Source organism: Bacillus sp. JJ1566, from assembly GCF_036962685.1.
In the GTDB taxonomy this organism is placed as follows: Bacteria; Bacillota; Bacilli; order Bacillales; family Bacillaceae_L; genus Ferdinandcohnia.
Window position 1 is genome coordinate 1 of sequence record NZ_JBALOP010000013.1, and the last position, 16,687, is coordinate 16,687.

The 16,687-nt window shown below is 37.1% G+C and carries 18 protein-coding genes; 7 read left to right on the plus strand and 11 right to left on the minus strand.

The annotated features are described in order from the left end of the window. Nucleotides 1–83 precede the first annotated feature (83 nt). Nucleotides 84–1,184 (plus strand): AI-2E family transporter, encoded by a 1,101-nt coding sequence (locus V7112_RS06365; protein ID WP_335416866.1) that lies wholly within the window; start codon nucleotides 84–86, stop codon nucleotides 1,182–1,184. A gap of 50 nt (nucleotides 1,185–1,234) precedes the next feature. Here the strand turns inward: V7112_RS06365 and V7112_RS06370 are convergent, their stop codons facing one another. The 3 genes from V7112_RS06370 to V7112_RS06380 are packed head-to-tail and all read right to left on the minus strand — an operon-like array spanning nucleotide 1,235 to nucleotide 3,144. Then, nucleotides 1,235–2,242 (minus strand): LLM class flavin-dependent oxidoreductase, encoded by a 1,008-nt coding sequence (locus V7112_RS06370; RefSeq protein ID WP_335416868.1) that lies wholly within the window; start codon nucleotides 2,240–2,242, stop codon nucleotides 1,235–1,237. Between the two features lie 11 nt (nucleotides 2,243–2,253). After that, entirely contained in the window at nucleotides 2,254–2,538 is a 285-nt protein-coding gene (locus tag V7112_RS06375) for a DUF3219 family protein (RefSeq protein ID WP_335416870.1), read from the minus strand. 3 nt (nucleotides 2,539–2,541) lie between these two features. After that, nucleotides 2,542–3,144 (minus strand): class I SAM-dependent methyltransferase, encoded by a 603-nt coding sequence (locus tag V7112_RS06380; RefSeq protein ID WP_335416872.1) that lies wholly within the window; start codon nucleotides 3,142–3,144, stop codon nucleotides 2,542–2,544. 139 nt (nucleotides 3,145–3,283) lie between these two features. Here V7112_RS06380 and V7112_RS06385 point away from each other — a divergent pair, with 139 nt between their 5' ends. Further along, entirely contained in the window at nucleotides 3,284–3,595 is a 312-nt protein-coding gene (locus tag V7112_RS06385) for a LapA family protein (RefSeq protein ID WP_335416874.1), read from the plus strand. 25 nt (nucleotides 3,596–3,620) lie between these two features. On the opposite strand, the gene V7112_RS06390 is transcribed toward V7112_RS06385, so the two are convergent. Then, nucleotides 3,621–5,819: an ATP-dependent helicase gene (locus tag V7112_RS06390; protein WP_335416875.1), complete on the minus strand. Its 2,199-nt coding sequence runs from the start codon at nucleotides 5,817–5,819 to the stop codon at nucleotides 3,621–3,623. Nucleotides 5,820–5,968: 149 nt separating this feature from the next. Here V7112_RS06390 and fumC point away from each other — a divergent pair, with 149 nt between their 5' ends. Continuing rightward, complete coding sequence (gene fumC, locus V7112_RS06395; RefSeq protein WP_335416877.1) at nucleotides 5,969–7,357, plus strand: class II fumarate hydratase; 1,389 nt, start codon at nucleotides 5,969–5,971, stop codon at nucleotides 7,355–7,357. 34 nt (nucleotides 7,358–7,391) lie between these two features. Here the strand turns inward: fumC and pepF are convergent, their stop codons facing one another. Then, complete coding sequence (pepF, locus tag V7112_RS06400) at nucleotides 7,392–9,182, minus strand: oligoendopeptidase F (RefSeq protein WP_335416879.1); 1,791 nt, start codon at nucleotides 9,180–9,182, stop codon at nucleotides 7,392–7,394. Nucleotides 9,183–9,498: 316 nt separating this feature from the next. Between pepF and V7112_RS06405 the strand changes: the two genes are divergently transcribed. Beyond that, nucleotides 9,499–10,284, plus strand: coding sequence for a hypothetical protein (locus V7112_RS06405; protein ID WP_335416882.1), 786 nt, complete (start codon nucleotides 9,499–9,501; stop codon nucleotides 10,282–10,284). 18 nt (nucleotides 10,285–10,302) lie between these two features. On the opposite strand, the gene shc is transcribed toward V7112_RS06405, so the two are convergent. Further along, a complete protein-coding gene (gene shc, locus V7112_RS06410; RefSeq protein ID WP_335416883.1) occupies nucleotides 10,303–12,189 on the minus strand; it encodes a squalene--hopene cyclase in 1,887 nt (628 codons plus the stop codon). 75 nt (nucleotides 12,190–12,264) lie between these two features. Between shc and V7112_RS06415 the strand changes: the two genes are divergently transcribed. Both V7112_RS06415 and V7112_RS06420 read left to right on the plus strand, forming a co-directional pair. Beyond that, a complete protein-coding gene (locus V7112_RS06415; RefSeq protein WP_335416885.1) occupies nucleotides 12,265–13,407 on the plus strand; it encodes a DUF2515 domain-containing protein in 1,143 nt (380 codons plus the stop codon). Further along, entirely contained in the window at nucleotides 13,334–13,789 is a 456-nt protein-coding gene (locus V7112_RS06420; protein WP_335416887.1) for a CBO0543 family protein, read from the plus strand. Before V7112_RS06415 ends, V7112_RS06420 begins: the two co-directional genes overlap by 74 nt. A 24-nt stretch (nucleotides 13,790–13,813) precedes the next feature. Here the strand turns inward: V7112_RS06420 and V7112_RS06425 are convergent, their stop codons facing one another. The 5 genes from V7112_RS06425 to V7112_RS06445 form a co-directional block, all read right to left on the minus strand. After that, nucleotides 13,814–13,972: a hypothetical protein gene (locus V7112_RS06425; protein ID WP_335416889.1), complete on the minus strand. Its 159-nt coding sequence runs from the start codon at nucleotides 13,970–13,972 to the stop codon at nucleotides 13,814–13,816. A 15-nt stretch (nucleotides 13,973–13,987) separates the two neighbouring features. Further along, nucleotides 13,988–14,434: a DUF5392 family protein gene (locus V7112_RS06430; protein WP_335416891.1), complete on the minus strand. Its 447-nt coding sequence runs from the start codon at nucleotides 14,432–14,434 to the stop codon at nucleotides 13,988–13,990. A 282-nt stretch (nucleotides 14,435–14,716) separates the two neighbouring features. After that, nucleotides 14,717–15,196 carry a Cys-tRNA(Pro) deacylase gene (ybaK, locus tag V7112_RS06435; RefSeq protein ID WP_335416892.1) on the minus strand — a complete coding sequence of 160 codons (480 nt, stop codon included), beginning with the start codon at nucleotides 15,194–15,196 and terminating at the stop codon, nucleotides 14,717–14,719. A 14-nt stretch (nucleotides 15,197–15,210) separates the two neighbouring features. Then, nucleotides 15,211–15,606, minus strand: a complete 396-nt coding sequence (locus tag V7112_RS06440; protein WP_335416895.1) for a VOC family protein — start codon at nucleotides 15,604–15,606, stop codon at nucleotides 15,211–15,213. A 109-nt stretch (nucleotides 15,607–15,715) separates the two neighbouring features. Beyond that, a complete protein-coding gene (locus V7112_RS06445) occupies nucleotides 15,716–16,057 on the minus strand; it encodes a VOC family protein (protein WP_335416897.1) in 342 nt (113 codons plus the stop codon). A 103-nt stretch (nucleotides 16,058–16,160) separates the two neighbouring features. Between V7112_RS06445 and V7112_RS06450 the strand changes: the two genes are divergently transcribed. Further along, the gene (locus tag V7112_RS06450) at nucleotides 16,161–16,679 is read left to right on the plus strand and encodes a TetR/AcrR family transcriptional regulator (RefSeq protein WP_335416899.1); all 519 of its coding nucleotides are present in this window, start codon (nucleotides 16,161–16,163) and stop codon (nucleotides 16,677–16,679) included. The last annotated feature ends 8 nt before the right edge of the window (nucleotides 16,680–16,687 follow it).

Genomic DNA, 16,687 nt, shown 5'->3' on the forward strand with positions numbered 1-16,687 from the left:
AGAGGAAATTTTTCGAGCGTGCTCGAAAAAAATCGGGCGCAAATACGCCAAGGCGAATTTGATTAGAAAAGAAGGTACATACTTTGTCGAAAACGAAATTGCAATACTGGCTTATTCAAATCCTATTAATTCTAACGATCATCTTTGTTTCAACGAAAATTACATTTTTATTTAAACCGATTGGTGTATTTTTCTCAACAGTCTTTTTCCCAATTTTAATTACTGGATTTCTTTATTTTCTTTTAAATCCGGTCGTCAAATTCCTGCATCGCCATAAAGTTCCGAGGAGTCTTGGAATATTAATCATTTATATCGTATTTTTTGGGTTAATCGTATTAGCAGGCGTGAATTTAGTACCTGTTATTTCTAACCAATTTACGGCTCTCGGCAATGCCTTACCAGGGTATGCGAATCAAGCGATGGACTTTTTTGAGGAATTCTCTAAATCCTCAGAGTTCAAGTGGATTCAGACTGAACAGCAAGAGCTATTAAATACAATTGAAGAGAAATTAATTGCTTTTGCGAACACTCTTCCAAATCGGATTACAGGTGGTATTTCGCAAATTATTGGGGTAGTAACTAATATTGCAATCATCCTTGTAACCGTGCCATTTCTCTTGTTCTATATGTTCAAGGACGGCGATCGATTACCACACGCCATTGCAAGATTTTTTCCAACTGACTACAGAGACGAAGCTTTAACGATTTTAAAAGAAACTGGCGAAACCCTATCCGCATATATTCAAGGTCAGGTAACCGTAGCATTAGCTGTTGGAACCTTATCCTTTATCGGGTACTTGATTATTGATTTACCATTTGCGCTTGTGATGGCATTAATCGTTGCAGTGACTAATATTATTCCATATGTTGGACCACTTTTAGGTGGAGCTCCGGCCGTACTTGTAGCTCTTTTTGACTCCCCTATGAAGGCATTATTAGTGGTGGTTGTGATTGTAATTGCACAGCAAATTGAAGGGAATGTCCTATCCCCTCTTATTCTTGGGAAGACACTTGATACACATCCAGCGACGATCATTATTCTTTTACTTGCTGCGGGAAATCTAGCAGGCGTGTTGGGCATGATTCTAGCAATTCCAACTTATGCTGTAATTAAAACAATTGTCATCAATATTGTGAAATTCTTAAAAGCTAAGAAAAAAGCCGACCTTACGGCAGATATTTGAATGAAAGCCACGGAACGAAAAGTTTCGTGGCTTTTTTAATGCTACAAATTTCATATTGTTTCAAGCCCTGTCTCTTTAGCAATTAATTCATAGGATTTAAGTCGGTCCTCTGGGGAGTGTGTAATGGTGACAATCATAATTTCATCTGCTTGGTATGCCTGTTTAAGTTTTTCGAGTCTATCCTTCACATCCTTTGGATTTCCAATGATGACTTTCTGTTTCATTTTTTCGAAGCCCTCATGAAGATTCTTTTCATCAAGATATTCCTTTGCTTCTGTAATGGACGGAATACCTTCTTTCCCTTCTCGCTTTTCTCTTTGCTTACTCCAAACATAAGAACTTAACGCAATGGCTTCTGCTTTCTCTGTAGTTTCAGCACAAATGGCAGAAACAGTGACAATTACACGTGGCTTGTCCCCTACACTTCGTGGCGTAAAGCTATTCATATATTTTTTGACGATTTCTCTACCATCATTGTCGCTCATGAACAGTCCGAATGTGTATGCCAATCCTTTTTCCGCAGCTAGTATGGCACTTTTTTTGCTCGTTCCTAGTAACCAAGGTTCAGGGTGTATTGCTGGAATTGGTGCTGCCTTCAAGTTCGCAAATTCATGGTCATTAGGAAAATCATGATGTATAAAATGAAGCAGCATGTCGATTAGTTCTGGCATCTTCCAAACCTGTTGTAAAAAATTATCTGATAAAGCATTGGTTGCTTCAGCCGATCCTCCAGGCGCTCTTCCGATACCGATGTCGATCCGATTCGGAAATAAAGTGGCAAGCATATTGTAGACCTCAGCAACCTTATATGGTTTATAGTGAGGCAACAGAACAGCACCCGAACCAATCCGAATGGAATTCGTTTGCGAACCAATGTATCCAAGCATAACCTCAGGTGCCGGGCATGCAAGTCCGGGTAAGTCATGATGTTCAGCAATCCAATACCTTGTATAGCCTAATCGTTCCCCCGCTTGTGCCAACTTCATTGATTCAGTTAATGCCTCCTGTGGAGTTTGATTAGCTGAAATAGGAGCTTGATCTAAAATACTTAATTTCATCTAAAACCCTCCTATTCCCGAATTTCACGAAGAGTTAATGTGAAATCTCCTACCTGATTTTTTTCATAAAGATTCGTGATTGAAGTTGAGTATTCATGGATTGTAGCCGTACAAGCAATATTTCGTTCTGGAACCTTTAAATCAAAATTCCCTTTATATAAAAGAGTTGTAACATCATGGTAATCTTCACTTGATACTTTAAAATCTATTTTTATTAATAATCGATCATTTTCAGTTTCATCATGGTAATTCGATACATCCAATTTGTAATCATTTAAGTATATTTCAGTAACCAAAGGTCAGCACTCCTGTTTATTATTTTTAATTTCCATCGTAATGAAGAGTCCATTAAAAAATTCTGTTATGTCAACAATAGTTAATCCATTTTCTTTTACTAGTCTCTCTGTCTCCCTATTTAAACAACAGCCATCACATATTTTTTTCCATGCAGGTGTAAGCCATTCCTGAAGGTTTGACAAAAATGGGTTCCTCATTTTTACGTGTTCAAACATAAGTATTTTTCCATTAGGTTTGCAAACCCTTTTCATTTCAAGTATTGCCTTTTTTGCATCTGGAATCGTGCAAAAAACTAGTGTCGCTACTATTGTGTCAAATGTATTATCGTCAAAAGGTAGTTTTTCTGCATCCGCTTGAATAATTTCAATCGGAACAATAGCTTGCGCTTTATTTTCATTTGCTCTATTTGACATAAGTGGATTAGGTTCGATTGCCGTAACGCTTCGAACATCGCGATATAGCGGAAAATTAATCCCTGTTCCAGAACCGAGTTCGAGCACTTGTCCAGTTGCTTTTGAAAGTAAATGACTTCGAATCGAGATGAATTTTCTTTTTTCGAGTGGTTTCATAAAGAGGTCGTAAAGCGTTGGAAATAACGTACTCATTTTTTCAACTCCTATTTTCATCAATATGTTAATTATATAATAGTTTTTACGAGGATTTCGACTAATTGGTATGTAGCATGAACATGTCATGCAAAAATGGGTAAGATAAAAACGAAACAGAATTAAGGAGTTGTATGTTTTGAGATTCCAGTGGAATTTAATATTAGGGCTTATCTTTGCATTGATTATCGCTATATTTGCTGTAGTAAATGTGGATTCTGTAAGAGTTAATTTTGTATTTGGTTATACAGAAATACCACTTATTTTAATCATTTTGGGGTCCGCTTTACTTGGTGGTCTGATTGTAGGTATGTTTGGGATTCTTCGTCAATACAAGCAGCAGAGACAAATAAAAAAGTTAGAAAAAGAAATTGAGCAAGTTAAAGCTGCGAAGGGTGAGAAAGCACCCGTAGAGTCAAAAAACGAAGTAGAAACAATTGAAAAAGGATAAAATAGGAAAGGTGCAAAACCTTTCCTTAATCTATCTTTACCCCTTCTGCGGGCTCTAACAACCCCATTTCCAGGCAGGTTTCAAGTAGTAATGCTTTCTTCTCTCTTTGAAATTGAATTTCGATTTTTTCGTCAGAGACTGAAACGATTGTTCCGTGTCCAAAAACACGATGCTTCACAACCATTCCCTCTTGTATTTCATTTGCCTTTTTAATCGCATTTGGATTATAAGGGACAGCCGATTTTTTCCGCGCCTGCTTTTTCTGAGGCTCCGAAGCTTGCACCCTAGCTGGCGGTGAGATAATGTTCTTTACATTTGCGACAAGACGAGACTGAGCGACATCTTTTCCATTTTGTTTTTTATAGGATAAAAGCTCCAGCTCCTGTTCAGCACGCGTCATCCCAACATAAAATAGTCGTACTGCCTCCTCCATTAGACTGCGGTCACCATCTTTATATTTATTAATCTCATCATGCGAAGGAATCACACCTTCAATTAGATCAATCATATAAACTTTTTTAAACTCAAGCCCTTTTGAACTATGAAATGTGGAAAGCGTGATGGCATCTTTATTCTTATTAAATTTCGAGGCTTTCATCAGATTTTCGAGATGCTTTAATCGTTCTGCAAATTGCTCCATTGTTTCAAGAGTATCTGCAATTTCCTCAAGGGTTTGAAGCACACTGAAGAGATAATCCGTTTTAAATCCGAGCTTCTTGCTCATTTCCTTAAGTGTCTTGTCATAACCAATCTGGTCCCTAATTAATTTAATCGCTTTAAGTGGCTTGACCCCCTTCATCTGTTGAAAGGTTTTCTGGCATGCTTGAATTTGTTTCACTTGATAGTCTTTTAAGCTTTTATTTTGTAAAAGTCTTGCAAAAATAGACTCATTTGGCTCCTTTTTTGTCAAATCGAACAATTGTTCTCTTGATATATAAAACCCACATTTGGTGTAAATTTGCTGAAAAATATCCACTCGTTTATCGGTAAATGTCATTCTCATAAAATTCAAGATATCTTTCACAACCCAATGTGAGAAAAAGCGATTATCAGAATCCTTTATATAAAAAGGAATTTGATTCCGTTCAAGTTCATTAATTAGCATGATAGATGAAGAGTTGTTCCGGTATAGGACAGCCACATCCTTCTTCTTTTCCACCCTATCAATTACTTGCACAATATATTTTGCTTGAATTCGATAATCCTCAAATTGTGTAATTTCAATTGGTTTATGATTAGGGTTTTCAGTGAACATATTTTTGTCGTAGCGGTCTTTATTCCGCTTAATGAACCGATTGGCAACATCGACGATATCCTTTGATGAACGATAGTTCTGCTCCATTTTTAGGATAACCGCATTCGGATATACTTTTTTAAAATCGAGCAAATACTTCGGCTCCGCTCCACGCCAGGAATAAATCGATTGATCATCGTCTGCCACGACATATAGATTTTGATGATGCTTTACAAGCTTCTCGATGATTTCATGTTGAACGAGTGACGTATCCTGGCTTTCATCTGTAAGAACATAATCATAACGGTCTTGGTATTTTCGAAGAATCATTTTATCCTTACTAAATGTATCATTTGCTATCGTTAGCATATCGTCATAGTCCAGTAAGAGATGCTTTGGGTTTGCATTCTTTATTTTTTCATATTCCTCAAAAATGTTCTCGACAAATGGTATGTCACAATCTATATTTTCCCACTCATCTCGTGGCAGCAGTTTATTTTTAACAAAACTAATATAAGTTGTTAATTCTTCAAGCTGCTCTTCCGTAATATTTTCACCATTAGTAGATTTAAAAATTTTTCGTAATAGTAGTTTTTTATTTGGACCGCCATCTTGATTTCCTTCAATCAACTGGTAAGAAATTTTTTGATTATAAAAATAATCCCGCACCACCTGAAATGCAAGACTATGAATAGTTGAAAAGTCTACTGAATCCGAAGGGTGATCTGGAAAGAAGCGAGCAAATCTTTCTTTCATATCGGCTGCAGATGCACGGCTAAAGGTTACTGCCTTTATGCGTGAAGGTTTGACCCTTTCTTCTTCTATTAAATAACCGATTCGCATGATTGTTGTCGTCGTTTTACCTGAACCAGGTGAAGCTAGTAGGAGTAAAGGTCCCCTTGTGTGGAGAACGGCCTTTTTTTGAACGTCATTTAGCTGTACACCGAGTTGTTCTCTCTTTCTATTAAAAAAGCATTCCCCATCATTCACTTAATCCCACCTCCCAAATCATTCAAAACTCCATTATAAATTCTATCACTTTTATTGACAATGTAGTTGTAATCTATACTTTCTTTAAGACATAAAACAAGGGAATAATTGGTACGTTATATAAAGGAAGAAAATTAGAGGTGATAATCTTGGATTATAGAATTGAAAAAGACACGATGGGTGAAATCAAGGTTCCAGTGAATGCCTACTGGGCTGCCCAAACCCAACGGAGTAAAGAAAATTTTCGAATCGGAACGGAAAAGATGCCACAAGGGGTAATTGAAGCTTTTGCTATATTAAAAAGAAGTGCAGCCATCACAAATGAAAAGCTTGGGAAACTAAGTGCTAATAAAGCAAAAGCAATTATAAATGCTTGTGATGAGATTCTATCAGGAAGTATTTTTGACCATTTTCCACTTGTTGTGTGGCAAACCGGTAGCGGGACGCAAAGTAATATGAATGTAAATGAGGTTATTGCTAACCGTGCCAACCAGTGGTTAAAGGATCACCGAATTGAGGATAAAGTCCATCCGAATGATGATGTCAATATGAGTCAAAGTTCAAATGACACTTTTCCAACTGCCATGCATATTGCTGGTGTGAAAGCTGTAAATGAACGTCTTCTCCCTGCTATAGATACGTTACAAGCTACTTTAGAACAAAAGGAAAAAGAGTTTGCGAACATCGTAAAAATTGGTAGAACCCATCTTCAGGATGCTACTCCGTTAACTCTTGGTCAAGAAATAAGCGGCTGGGTCCATATGTTAAGGCGCTCTAAGGAGATGATTATAGAATCAACTGATAAAATGCTCGCGCTTGCGATTGGCGGCACAGCAGTTGGAACTGGGATAAATGCTCATCCGAAGTTTGGCGAATATGTTGCGAAGGAAATTTCGGAGTACACCAAGCTCTCCTTTCTTTCATCCGAAAATAAATTCCATGCCCTAACCAGTCACGATGAGCTCGTTTATGCTCACGGAGCTTTAAAAGCTTTGGCAGCAGATTTAATGAAAATTGCAAATGATGTAAGATGGCTTGCGAGTGGTCCACGTTGTGGTATTGGGGAACTTATGATTCCTGAAAATGAACCAGGAAGCTCAATCATGCCTGGAAAGGTTAACCCGACACAGAGTGAGGCTCTAACCATGGTTGCTGTTCAGGTCATGGGCAATGATGCAACCATTGGAATTGCTGCAAGTCAAGGGAATTTTGAGCTTAATGTATTTAAGCCGGTGATTATTTATAATTATCTTCAATCTGTAAGACTTTTAGCTGATTCAATCGAATCTTTCAATAAAAATTGCGCAATCGGTATTCAAGCAAATCAAGCAATTATCTCTAAAAACCTACAAGATTCATTGATGCTTGTAACTGCCTTAAATCCTTATATTGGCTATGAAAAAGCAGCTAAAATGGCAAAACATGCACATGCACATAATACTTCTTTAAAAGACGCGGCCATGCAGCTAGGAATTTTAACAGATGAACAATTTGAACAATATGTAAAACCTGAGGAAATGGTGCATCCAAAGGAATAATGAATAGCCTTCCATGTCCGGAAGGCTATTCGTTTTATAACGCTGAAAATTCCTCTACTAAATCGTTGAATTTTTTTAGTGAATTTTCAATCGGATATGGAGTTGTAAGGTCTACCCCTGTCTTTTTCAACAGCTCAAGCGGGTAGTCAGAACTGCCACTTTTTAAGAATTCAAGATAAGAAATTAATGTTGTTTCGTCCCCTTCAAGAATTTTCGTTGCAATATGAATGGCTGATGCAAATCCTGTAGCGTACTTATACACATAAAATGGACGGTAAAAATGCGGGATTCTAGCCCAACCATATTGGACTTCGTCATCAAATACAAGATCCTCGCCATGGTATTCTCTAAATAATCCCTCGTATACTTCACTAAAGGATTCTACATTTAAAGGCAGACCTTGTTCGGCCATTTCATGTGTCTTCTTCTCAAACTCAGCAAACATAACTTGTGTAAATAAAGTCCCTTTAAATTTATCAATAAAATGATTGATGAGGAATTTTTTGACCTCCTCATTTTCTTCCGTGTTCAATAGGTAGTTGATTAATAATACCTCGTTCACAGTTGAAGCAACCTCTGCAACAAAAATACTATAACGTGCTGTAATTTGTGGTTGGTGCTCAGAGCTTAATTTACTGTGAACTCCGTGGCCACATTCATGAACCAATGTAAATAAACTATCCAGGTCATCCTGATGATTTAAAAGAATATATGGATGTACTCCATACACACCTAGATTATAAGCGCCTGAACGCTTTCCAGGTGTCTCCCTAACGTCAAAATAACGAGCTTTTCTAAATTCCTTGAGTGTATTGACATAATCTTCACCTAATGGAGCAAGCGCCTTACACATAGTTTCAAATGCCTCATCGTAGGAGATATCTTTCTTAGCCCCACTAACTAGAGGAACGCTTAAATCGTATTGATGAAGCTCATCAAGACCCAACTTTTCCTTGCGAATTCGTGTGTATTTGTGCATCGCACCGATATTTTTCTTCGTTGTTTCGATGAGATTTTCATAGACGTCTTTTGGAACATTATCGCCAAATAATGCTTTTTCAAGTGCTGATGGATAGTGCCTGAGCTTTGAGATTGTGACATTATTTTTAATTGCCGCTGACAACGTTGATGCAATTGAATTTTTCAAGTGTAGATAAGGCTCATAATAGGCTTTATATGCTTCCTTACGCTTCTGCCGATCCTCATCTTCAATAAGCTTTGCGTACATCCCCCTTGTAAGTTCAACCTTCTCACCATTATCTTTCGTAACCTTCCCAAAACGAATATCGGCATTATTCATCATTCCATATGTCGTACTTGGTGCTGAAAGAGCTTCACCTAATCGGGATAAAATTTCTTCTTGATCTTTATTCAATACATGTGGCTTATAACGGAAGGATTCCAAAAGGTCTTTTTCAAAATACTGAAGTCCTTCTTCTTCAGCAATGTAACGTTTTAATGTTTCTTCATCTAAGCTTAATAAAAAAGGCATGAAAAAAGAATTCGCTGAGCTCACCTTTACGCTTAGCTGTTTGGCGCGGTCTAAATAAGATTGTGATTTTGTCACACGTGTGTCTTCATCTACCTTTAACATTGCATATGCAAAAAGCTTGTTAAAATGGAAGGACATTTTTTCACTCAAGGTTAAATACTCAAATAATGAATGTCCGTCATGGATATTTCCATCAAATGTTGAGAGCTCCTCGCCCATCTTTTCAATAAGCTGATAAACATCCTCCCATTTACTTAGGTCAGAATAAAGATCATCCAAGTTCCATTTTTCTTGTTCAGGCACTTCACTTCGAGAGGTATACGTAGTTGTCATGGCAATTCTCCTTTTGTTAAAATTAAAATCAAATACGCCTTTGCATATTTGTGCCCAGATTTTTAGGCCCACACGATGTGGGTCATAAAGACGTTGCCACAGGATGTGGCGTTTTTAGTCTTTAATCTTACTGCTCGAAAAGTTACCTTTGAAATCTGTTGCATCCGCCGGAGGCTTTTACTATTATTTAGCAGAAGCGTGCTGAATAATAGTAAAAACCTTTAAATATGTAAGAAAGAAATATATGATAAGAAAGAGATATGTTTCATTTTATATGATTTACATAAATTTGTAAAAAATGAAAGGATGTTCATACATGGCGAACAAATTGCCTCATGTAGAGGACTCAGGAGAAACAGCGTTTCTTCCCCCAAAAGGAGATTACGAAACATTTGTGGACGAAGCCCACTATGAAGAAAAGGTTCGAGAATGGGGCCTATCCGTTAAAAAAGAGTACTGGTACAAGGAAAGAATGCAACAACGAATCGTTACGATAAAAGGCTATGAAGTGTACGGTAAAACACAAGAATACAATACAATTGTGCTTGAATTTCAGGATGGGCATCTCACATGTATTCACCCTGCCTATTTAAAAGAAATGCAATCACCAAGCTTTACAAAAGCCGCTATTTCAGACAGTGCGGTAGGTCCATCAAAGAAAAAGGAAACACCGAGTGAGGCTAAGGATGAAAAAACGTTAACAGCGGAATCAAAACCAGCTGTTAAAAAGGAACAACCTGAGAAAAAAGCAAAAAAGGAAAAAACGCCAAAAATCGAGCTCCCTACTGACAAGGTCCATTTTACCGCTTCGGTTAAACAATTCGCATTAACATGGAACCATTTTAACGAAGATAATGATGAAGTTGTCGTCCTCGAGAATGTTGTCATTCAGGAAGAAAATCCAATTGAAATAGGACTTGCTTGGTGCTCACATTCAAAAACGCTAAAAAAATTAGAGCTTGAGCCTGGGAATACCCTTGAATTTGATGCAAAGATTGTGAAAAAGAAATTAGCAAAAGGTAAAGATGTCGAAGAAGAATTCATTATTGATGATCCGGTTCACTATAAAATTAATAACCCTTCCAAACTCAAGAAAAGCTAAAAGAGCAGAATTTTTCTTTTAGCTTTTTTTTGTGTACTTCTTTTTGAAATGAGCTAGTGCCAAAAGCGGAAAAATATAACGATAGCTATGGTAATGAATGTAAAAGTCACCTGCCATACCTTGCCCTTTCGGATATTTTGTCGTCCAGTCGTCTCGGTTCAAATTTGAAATTAGAAATTGTATCCCTTTATTAATTGCCTGTGTCGGATAATCACTTGCTGAAATTAAAGCATCCACAGCCCATGCAGTATGTGTTAATGTGCTTGTCTTTAACGATATATATTTACTTTTACTATCGCTTTTACACGATTCACCCCAGCCACCATCCTGATTTTGAATGGATTCTAGCCATGTGACTGCTTTCTTAATTGAAGAATGTCTTGGCATGACTCCAACCGCACGTAAACCGGTCAAGGCCCCCCATGTTCCATAAATAAAGCAGATTCCCCATCGACCATACCAGGAACCATTGTTTTCTTGATTTTTATATAGCCATCGAATTGCGGATTTAACAGAAGGATGGTCTTTTGGCAGATTCGTATATTTACCAAGATATTCGAGCGCACGCCCAGTCACATCTGCGGAAGAAGGATCAGTAAGAATATAATCCGCTTTTTCGATTGGTAAAAAACTAAGAAGCTTACTATCTGTATTTTTCTCGAAGGCTGGCCATCCCCCATCTTCATTTTGCATGGTCAGAAGCCAATGTAATCCCCTGTCCCACGATTGCCTAAATATTGGTTCTTTTTTTACCATTCTCGCAATTGAACGCAGTGAGGCAGTTGTATCATCAACATCGGGATGAATTGTATTCATGTCTGCAAAGCCCCATCCTCCTGGGAGCCCAGACGGATTTTGGACCGCCCAATCCCCATATTTGAACTGTTGTCGCTCCAATAAATATTTATTCGCTTTTTTAATCATAGAATGGGTTGAAGGAACACCAGCCTCTTGTAATGCATATCCAAGTAACGAGGTATTCCATACATCGGCAGTGGTGTATTGCATATGGGTATGACCTTCAATCTCTGTTTTCATCCCTTTTAATCCATTTATAGCATTTATAATAATTGGATGATTTTTTGGATAGGCCAAACTAAGTAATGCAAAAATCATGAGAAAGGTTGAGCTGAAATAACCTAAAAATGTTCCATCAGGCTCAATTCTGCGTAACATATATTGCTTCGCTTGTTCAGTTGCTAGTTGGTGAAGATGAGTAGGTAACCCAATTAAGTGGTTGATTGCCTGTTTGATAGTTGAATAAAATGATCGCCATTCCTGTGAATCACGGAAATCAAATCCATCTTCGTTTCTCTTACTTTCTAAATCAGATAAATTAGGACTCTTCTTTGTTATTAGTCTATACTTCTTGTCTGAAAGAATCATGATTGGTGTAAGATTAGCTCTTCCGAATTCTGAGAAACTATAAAAATGTATCGGAAATGAGTGTGGTAACAGGATTAGTTCAAGAGGCAGTGGGAAAGAAGTTGGCCACTTTTGTTGCCCTGTTAACGAGAGCATAAATTTAGTAAACATATGGATGTTCTTAAGTCCGCCATTTTTTACAATAAAGGATTTCGCACGTTTCATTTTTGGATCAGTCTTTTCGATATATCCCGAATAGAGCAATGCATAATATGCCTCCACAGTCGTAGATACATTTCCATCCCCTTCATCATAGAAAAGCTTCCATGCACCATTCTCTTCCTGCCGAGTTAAAATCCGTTGTGTTAATTGTTGAATCAATTTCTCATCATTTATTTCAAGGCTTCTTAATAAGATAATCATATAACAATCCGTCGAAATGCCTGTTTCAAAGGGATATTTCCATGCTCCATTGGATGATTGGTCCTTCCTAATGGTGTCGATTAACTGCTGCAAGCCGTCATTCACCTTGTCTAACATTCGTAACCTCCCTTCAGCCTACTCCCATACATATTCACTGTTAAGCAAGAGCATTCATTGAGGAGGTCAACATTAATGTGCAAACTCTTTAAAAAGAAGAAACATCCACTCTCTGAATCTCTATTACAGATTAAGAAAGATTTAAAAAGGCTCCAAAAGCGACCAGTATATTTGCCGCCACTTACTTTGGAGGAACAGCAACTGATTCAGCAAATTAAAAGGATGACGAGGAGTCTGAATCTGAATAATGTGACGAGGACAAAAGCCTATCTGGATTTCTATCTTGCCCATCCTGAAATCCATTGGGCATTCCTTGGACATATGGTGTCCCGTAATGGTGGTTGGAATATGACGGATTTAAAGGGTGGACAGCTTTCAAGGCTATTAACAAAAAAGGAAGCGCAAGTCTATTTTTCATTTTTGGAACGTGGAAATTGGTTGATATTTCAGGATGCCTTCCCACAATTTTTACTCTATAAAGCAAGTAAACTATATCAGCAAAATTTGTTTTACCTTCTCCCTCACTTTCATGTTTCTGTTTTTATGGAATCAGTGTGGAACGATTTTTGGGTGAGGCAAGATACGTATACACTTACAGTCGCTCAAATTATTAATGAGCAAAGCTATCTTGAGGACCGAGTGATTTCAAATTCCCAATATAAAAAGGAAGTCTTTGATACGTTGGAATTCAAACTTCAGGATTTATTGGCTTTAAATCATATTTTATTTCCGTTATATGAAAAAGGGAAAATTTATTTTATCGGTCAAACCCTCCATCAATTTAAAAGCGTTCGTGAACGCATATTGTTAGGAAAACGTTTATATTCTATCTTATTTGCTGATAAAAAACGGCTCAAATCAGTTGAAAACTGGGCAAAGAAAGTTCAACATTCCGGTTCAAGAAAGGATTACTGGCCGCATCTTTTTAATAATGTCGATGAGGGACTACCTGGATTCTTATTGAAATCACGTGTGAAATCCTGTGAACTAACCAAAGGTTCTCCGAGAATATACAGTCCGAGTTTAGAGATGGTTTGGCAAAATAGAAAACATAAGGCTGCTGAGATTGGGGATTGGTTCAAGGATTGGGAAATCATTTATTATCTTAAACGCGATAAAGAACTAGTGGATGGAGAGATTCTTCATGAATACTGTAAAACCCTTGAAAAACTTGAACTCGCAGCGATTGCCAAAAAAGCCATTTCGCTTCGGGAATAATTCTGCGCTTATCGTCACCATTTTACTCGGATCCTTAATTGGAACATATTTAGACCTATATTATGTTGGAAAAGGTTTCTACACTTTTCCGGTGCGTCCATTTCCTGATGTTTTTTCGATTCATGTGGGCTTTACACTTGTTGGTTTGCCATTTATTTTAGTTGTGTTTCTTTTTATTTGTGAAAAATTGAGTGCTGTAGGTAGGATCAGTGTTGTACTTTTCCTTGCGTCAATCATGACGGTTAGTGAAAAACTTTCCGAATCGTTTGGCTGGTTTCTTCATGATCCCTCCTGGAGTCACATAAATTCACTCATTGGATATACAATTTATCTGTCAATTATGCTAATTGTCTATTCTTTTGTCAGCATGAAAAAAACCTGACTCATATCGAGTCAGGTTTTTCAATTACGATCCTAAAGCAAGCTTACTCCTTTTTTTACAAAGGGTTGCATTAACACCCTGGTTTTGTAGCTGTAAAAGGATTTGGTGGATCGTTTTTCTAGGCTTTGCTTTTTTCACAGTTCCTTTGGCCTTTAACTTTACTTCGTCATTAGAGGGTTTCATTATGATATAACTCCTTTAGGAATAAAGATTTCGCTTTTCTCTCTGTTTTTCCTCATTTAAAAATTCAATGAAAAAGTGTAAAGTAAGCTTTGGTTGGTTTTGAAGACGTGCAATATAGTCTTGCTGGCGTCCAGATGTTAACACATCACTCTTTTTAATTCTTTTTATAATATATTCAGAAGAAATGGCTTCCATTTCCTTCTTTTTAAATTTCGCTTCCTTTGATAAGGCGAATCCAATTGCGCCAATGATGGAATAAATAAGAAGTGAAGGAATAGCTTCTTGTGTAAACGGCATGAAAAATAGCATAAACACTAAGTTAATAAGTGAAATTATGATCAATGGAAACGACCAGAACATGTATTTAGATGTTTTCATCATGATCGGTGCAATTTTCTTGTGGAGCTGCTCAAGCTCCTTTGTGATAAACACAGGCAAATTCCTTGTTGTGATAAAATTCATTTTAAACTCCCCTTCCTTTTTGATGGATGAGAAAAGGCCTATATCACGATTGATATAGGCCAAAAAGAGCGAAAAAGACCTATACCATGTTTTGGTAAGGTCTTGCTAACAACGTTAAAAGTTGCCAACAAAGCCGAGAGATTGAACCTCTGTATTGACGACTTTGCTGTTAAAGCTACTCCCCTTAAGATATCCAGTTATTATATACTTCTAGTTTAACATATAGCTTGGGTTCTAACAACTTAAATGATCAATCCCAATGGGAATAGTAGGAGGAGAACCTCATTCTTTAATTATTCCTACAATTTTACCGTCTGTTGCCATTAGTAAATCAGCAACCTTTAACTCGACTTGCATACCAATTTTTCCAGCGCTAACAATGATCCTGTCAAGATTCGAAGCGTTGGCATCAATAAATGTAGGGTATCCTTTTTTCATACCGATTGGGGAACAACCGCCTCTTATATATCCCGTGAGGCTTTGGATTTCCTTTACTGGTACCATTTCAACTTTTTTAACTTCAGCAACTTTTGCTGCTTTTTTTAGATCAAGCTCTTCTTCCACTGGAATTACAAACACATAGATGTCTTTTTTGTTTCCTTGGGCAATCAATGTTTTATAAACTTTTTTAGTGTCTAACCCTACCTTTTGGGCAACAGATATTCCATCTATTTTTCCATCATTGGTTTCATATGTATAGATCTCGTAATCAATCTTTTTAGAATCTAAAATTCTCATGGCGTTTGTCTTAGATTTTGACATTGATAGGCCTCCTTTTATTTTTGAAAACCCAAAATAGTTTGCTTTCGTTCTTCTTTTTCAGATTCATTTTGGTATTCAAATAATCCAATTCTATTTCCCCAGGGGTCCGAAAATGTAGCCCATTTTACTGGGACCTCTTTCCTTGAATGTATTTCGAAGGGCTCTATTTGTAAATCCCGGGTAAGTCTTTCACGCTCATTTTCAAGATTGTCTACCCCTAATCTTAATGGACCAGAACCAACTGAGGGAATGCCTTCAGCAATCTGAAGCCAACAGCCGGGAAGAATCTCCCACTCTGCAAACCCATCATGAGGAATAAAATCAGGTTTTTTCTGAAGTAGCGTTTCATACCACTTTTGTCCATTAGAAATGTCTCTGACGCGAAACTGAAATGTCATTTCGTAAATCAAATAAAATCCCCCTCCATTATTTTATCCATAGGTATTCTCTAATCAAATCTTGGATTCCTCTTTTTTATTAATAAAAAGCAGACAGCCCTTTGACTGCCTGCATTAATTATTATTTTTCTTTTGTAAAATCTAGAATACGAATAGGGTTACCAGAATTGTCTAAATATATGGCATATCGTCCTGGTGGAATGTCGTGTGGTTCCCTTACAAACTTAAGATTGTCTTTATTCTTATTGTAAAACTCATCTACACTATCGACTAAAAAGACTCCACCTGCAGACAGCCCTTCGTCTTCATCTTCAATCATAAGACGAATATCTGTGTTTGGTAAATAGATGGCTGCAGTATGCTCCCCTTCCCTCCAAGCTTCTTCAAACCCTAAGTTTTCACGATAAAATGTAAGAGATTCTTTCAGGTTTTTTACCGGGTGATACAAAAATAGTAATTTCATATCTCATCCTCCTCAATTAGGTAATTTATTTATGTATTACGTAAGTTGATTATGTTAAGCGTAATTCATTTACGTTTCTCTGTCAATATGTTATTATCATGATATGAAAGAGTGGATACCAATACCAGGAACTAATAAAGATACAATACTAAAGGTCGCTTTAGAGGAATTTAGTAGCAAAGGATTTAAAGCTGTTAATATCACAGAGCTCGCTGAAAAAGCAAATATGACAACTGGTGCTATTTATCACCACTTCGGGTCAAAAACAAAGCTTTATGAGGTTATTCGTGCAGAAATGGAACAAAGGATTATAGACAGAATGGAGGGTGCAGTATCTCTATTTGAAGATACATCTAGAAAAATTGAAGCTGCAATGCTAATTGGATTAGATTTCGCAGTGAAGGCAAGTATTTGTCGCTTACTTTGTGAGGAATCTCCAAGAAGAAATAGTGATAAGGTGGAATCTTTATTTAATGAAATCATTTCTGAATCCCCCCTACCAATTTATATAATTGTTACTGCTTCATGGAGATCGATCTTGAAATCACTTGCAGAAGGTGAAATCACACTTGAACAAGGAAAGCATTTAATTAAATGGATGTTTATTAAGGAAACAAATTAAGAAAGCAA

Bases quoted from the DNA above. Each gene is read 5' to 3' on its own strand.
- V7112_RS06370 (WP_335416868.1), bottom strand. From the start codon at position 2,242: ATGAAATTAAGTATTTTAGATCAAGCTCCTATTTCAGCTAATCAAACT.
- V7112_RS06380 (WP_335416872.1), bottom strand. From the start codon at position 3,144: ATGAGTACGTTATTTCCAACGCTTTACGACCTCTTTATGAAACCACTC.
- pepF (WP_335416879.1), bottom strand. From the start codon at position 9,182: ATGACAACTACGTATACCTCTCGAAGTGAAGTGCCTGAACAAGAAAAA.
- V7112_RS06405 (WP_335416882.1), top strand. From the start codon at position 9,499: ATGGCGAACAAATTGCCTCATGTAGAGGACTCAGGAGAAACAGCGTTT.
- shc (WP_335416883.1), bottom strand. From the start codon at position 12,189: ATGTTAGACAAGGTGAATGACGGCTTGCAGCAGTTAATCGACACCATT.
- V7112_RS06415 (WP_335416885.1), top strand. From the start codon at position 12,265: ATGTGCAAACTCTTTAAAAAGAAGAAACATCCACTCTCTGAATCTCTA.
- V7112_RS06420 (WP_335416887.1), top strand. From the start codon at position 13,334: ATGAATACTGTAAAACCCTTGAAAAACTTGAACTCGCAGCGATTGCCA.
- V7112_RS06425 (WP_335416889.1), bottom strand. From the start codon at position 13,972: ATGAAACCCTCTAATGACGAAGTAAAGTTAAAGGCCAAAGGAACTGTG.
- V7112_RS06430 (WP_335416891.1), bottom strand. From the start codon at position 14,434: ATGAATTTTATCACAACAAGGAATTTGCCTGTGTTTATCACAAAGGAG.
- ybaK (WP_335416892.1), bottom strand. From the start codon at position 15,196: ATGTCAAAATCTAAGACAAACGCCATGAGAATTTTAGATTCTAAAAAG.
- V7112_RS06445 (WP_335416897.1), bottom strand. From the start codon at position 16,057: ATGAAATTACTATTTTTGTATCACCCGGTAAAAAACCTGAAAGAATCT.
- V7112_RS06450 (WP_335416899.1), top strand. From the start codon at position 16,161: ATGAAAGAGTGGATACCAATACCAGGAACTAATAAAGATACAATACTA.